Below are 3,318 nucleotides of genomic sequence, written 5' to 3'. Positions count from 1 at the left end.
TAATTAAAAATTAAAAACTAATTGTCGCTACTCTATTCTTATTATAAACTATGGTCCGTGGTTAACGCAAAAACCTCATTTTGTTGAAATGTACAACACGACTCATTCCTGAGTCGTTTTTTTAGGTTCGTTTCAATTCAAGTCTTTGGGCTACCATAGAGAGACAATAGTTAACAATGAAATACATGAGAGCCACAAGGATCAAAATTGGGATTAAGTACTTTTGACTTTGTCCATATATGATTTGACCATGATGAGTCAGCTCCGGTAAAGAGATGACAACAGCTAAAGAGGTATCCTTTAATAATGAAATGAATTGGCTGACAATAGGAGGAACCATGCGGCGCAGCGCTTGGGGAAGAATAATATGTATCAATGCCTGTGTATAGCTCAAGCCTGATGAACGGGCAGCTTCCATTTGGCCTTTATCAATCGATTTAAGTCCACTTCGAATGACTTCAGAAAGCATGGCAGACTCGAATATTGTCAAGGCAACAATGGCCGCTGGAATGATTTCCAGTTTAATCCTCACCTCCGGCAAAGCAAAATACGTAAAAAATATTATTAATAACAGCGGTAAATTCCGAATCGTTTCTACAATCAAAGCCAATATTTGTGATATCACCGGCACCTTTGCGTAACGGATAATACCAACAAGCCCGCCAATAATGAAACTTAGAATGATGGATATAAAAGCTACCTGGAGCGTTACCCAAAATCCTTCTAATAAAAACTTAAGATTATCTGGTGTATAGGCACCTGCAAAATCCATATCATATACCTCCTTCAATTACTCTTAGCCAGACGTTTTTCCAAATAACCAACGCCAAAACTTAAAGGAATGGTAAGTATTAAGTAAAAGGCTGCAACGAAAATATACACATCAAACACGACAAATGTCCTTGAAGAAATCAAATCCCCGTGGTACATAAGATCGAGTCCTGCAACGACGGCCAAAATGGAAGAATTCTTAACTAGATTGATAAATTGGTTCCCTAAAGGAGGTATGACTATTTTAACGGCCTGTGGCAATATGACTAGCCTCATTGCCTGCCCATATGTCAGGCCTGAAGAACGGGCAGCTTCCATTTGACCCTTTGGCACGGAAAGTATGCCCGCTCGAATTGCCTCAGCTATGAAAGATGAAGTGTAAATGGTCAAAGCCAATGTCCCTGCGTATAGACCGCTAAGTTTAAGACCGAGAAAGAAGAAAAAGGTTATGATCAATAACGGTATATTCCGAATGAACTCGACATAGGCGGTACCCAGCCAGTTTAGTGGCTTTATCGGCGCAATCCGCATGATAGCAATAAGCACACCAAGAATCAAACTCGCTACCAACGCGATCAAACTCGACATGATCGTATTTCTAAAGCCTAATAAATACATATCCAGGTTCTCTGTTAAAATGGAGAAATCAAGCACGGCGTACACTCCTTTAACTAGTAAGGATGAGCAAAACGCTCATCCCCACAGACATATGTTCAAATGTTATTTAAGGCCAGCTTCCCTTATACATTTGCTAAAATGTTTAATGTTTAATCCATTTATCATGGATTTCATCGTACTTGCCTGAATCTTTAAGTGACTTAAGAGCTTTATTCAACTCGCCAACAAAGTCAGCATTTCCTTTTTTCACGGCAATTCCATAAGGCTCTTCCGTAAATGTACCGCCAACAAGTTCATAACTTGGATCCTCATCCGCCATTCCATAAAGGATGGAATCATCCGTTGTCAAGGCATCCCCTTGCCCGGATTTAAGTGCGGCGAACGCTTCGGAATAGTTTTCAAATTCAAGCACTTGTGCTTCAGGAGCTTTTTCACGGATATTTATGGAAGAAGTAGAGCCCTTGACGGCCAATACCTTTTTCCCTTTTAAGCTATCAATACCCTTAATATCACTGCCCTTTTTGACTAACAAAGATTGTCCGGCATCGAAGTAAACATCAGTGAAGTCAACTTCTTTTTTACGATCTTCCGTGATTGTCATGGTCGCTACAATCGCATCGATATCACCATTATTCAATAATGCCATCCTTGTCTTAGATGTCACTTCTTTAAATTCAACTTTATTCTCATCACCAAGGATTTCTGCTGCAAGAGCTTTGGCGATATCAATATCAAAGCCTTCTACATCTCCAGTCTTAGGATTTTTCAGACCGAATAGCCTTGTATCATTTTTCACCCCGAAAACGATCTTATCCTTTTCCTTCACTTGTGCGAGAACATCTTTTGCTTTGTCTTTACCTCCACCATCATCAGCTTTGTCTGATTCCTTGCCCCCGCCGCATCCAGCTAATAAGATGACAGCCAGTAATGATAGCAAAGATAATTTTAACCATTTCTTTTTCTTAAACATGAAATTCACCCCTGTTTTTTATTTAATGATTTAATATACGGCTAAGGAATAAACGAGCCCTCTCTTCACGAGGATTGGCGTAAAACTCAGCCGGTGATGCCTCTTCCAAAACCCTGCCTTCGTCCATGAATACGATTCGATCCGCTACTTCACGGGCAAATCCCATTTCGTGTGTAACCACCACCATCGTCATGCCTTCATGGGCAAGGGCCTTCATTACATCCAGTACCTCGCCGATCATTTCTGGATCCAAGGCTGAGGTAGGTTCATCAAATAGCATGATTTCGGGACCCATTGCCAAACCTCTGGCAATCGCTACCCGTTGTTGCTGTCCACCAGAAAGCTGGGAAGGAAATGAATTCGCTTTATCTCCAATCCCCACCTTGTCCAAATACTTTAGTGCAATCTTTTTCGCTTCCTCTTCGGATTGGCCTAAAACCTTCCTTGGGGCAAGCATGATATTCTCTAGCACGGTTTTATGAGGATACAAGTGAAAATGCTGGAAAACCATACCGATATTCCGACGGAGTTTGTTTATGTCCGTTTTTTTATCCGCTACATTTGAACCATTTATGGAAAGGGAACCTTCCGAAATGGTCTCTAGACGATTAATGCATCGAAGCAGTGTACTTTTCCCTGATCCGGATGGTCCGATGACCACGACCACTTCCCCCTTCTTAATCGTAAGATTAATCTCTTTCAATACATGGAAATCGCCATAAAACTTATTCACTCGGTCAAAAACTATCATAATTAGCCCTCCGCCCCTAATCAATCTTACGCAACTAAAAATTTTTAATAATCAGAATTCCACAAGCGTAATATAGCATTCTCCTCAAATTTTATGTATAATCCTTTCTCCCACCATTATTTCCCAATACTTTGAGAGTGATAGTGAAACGACCATTTTTATTGTTATTTTAAACTAGTAATTTAAATAATATATTCAATATTCACAC

The 3,318-nt window shown here is 40.1% G+C and carries 4 protein-coding genes; all 4 read right to left on the bottom strand.

Annotated features, from left to right (window positions below; translation table 11 throughout):
- Positions 1-121: 121 nt before the first annotated feature.
- Positions 122-772, bottom strand: a complete 651-nt coding sequence (locus ACFVSH_RS21895) for an amino acid ABC transporter permease (RefSeq protein ID WP_387598970.1) — start codon at positions 770-772, stop codon at positions 122-124.
- Between the two features lie 14 nt (positions 773-786).
- Positions 787-1,425: an amino acid ABC transporter permease gene (locus ACFVSH_RS21890; protein WP_076369568.1), complete on the bottom strand. Its 639-nt coding sequence runs from the start codon at positions 1,423-1,425 to the stop codon at positions 787-789.
- A gap of 106 nt (positions 1,426-1,531) precedes the next feature.
- Positions 1,532-2,359, bottom strand: a complete 828-nt coding sequence (locus ACFVSH_RS21885; protein WP_387598973.1) for a transporter substrate-binding domain-containing protein — start codon at positions 2,357-2,359, stop codon at positions 1,532-1,534.
- Positions 2,360-2,381: 22 nt separating this feature from the next.
- On the bottom strand, positions 2,382-3,110 hold the full coding sequence (locus ACFVSH_RS21880) for an amino acid ABC transporter ATP-binding protein (protein ID WP_076369572.1): 729 nt from the start codon (positions 3,108-3,110) through the stop codon (positions 2,382-2,384).
- Between the last annotated feature and the right edge of the window lie 208 nt (positions 3,111-3,318).

Source organism: Peribacillus sp. NPDC058002, from assembly GCF_042886655.1.
In the GTDB taxonomy this organism is placed as follows: Bacteria; Bacillota; Bacilli; order Bacillales; family DSM-1321; genus Peribacillus; species Peribacillus aracenensis.
The sequence above is the reverse complement of the archived record's forward strand: the minus strand, read 5'-3'. Positions and strand labels throughout refer to the sequence as shown.